This is a genomic window from Rhizobium sp. Rhizsp42, from assembly GCF_047304155.1.
Classification (GTDB): Bacteria; Pseudomonadota; Alphaproteobacteria; order Rhizobiales; family Rhizobiaceae; genus Rhizobium.
Genome location: NZ_JBGLYS010000195.1, coordinates 1 through 243, shown reverse-complemented (window position 1 = coordinate 243; position 243 = coordinate 1). Strand labels below are relative to the sequence as shown.

1 pseudogene is annotated in these 243 nt (G+C 52.7%); it reads left to right on the top strand.

The annotated features are described in order from the left end of the window. Positions 1-243 (top strand): annotated as a pseudogene (locus ACCD05_RS32070) (hypothetical protein); the annotation flags it as partial.

Sequence of the window (243 nt, the reverse complement as noted above, 5' to 3'; positions counted from 1 at the left end):
CATGCGGGAAGTCTGGAGTTACATTAGTCGGCATAGAAAGAAAATCAAGGCTGCCCGAAAGTATCCGCAGCTTATAGTTGGAGATGAGGGGCAGCCACTGTCCCTGAAGAGCATCGACAAAATATTCGTGCAGATTCGCGCTGCTTGTCCAGGCCTACCCGTCACGCTCACGAGCCATGTGATGCGCCACACGTGGAATGATCGCTTTTCTGAGCAGGCTGAATTACTTGGCCTCACGGATGC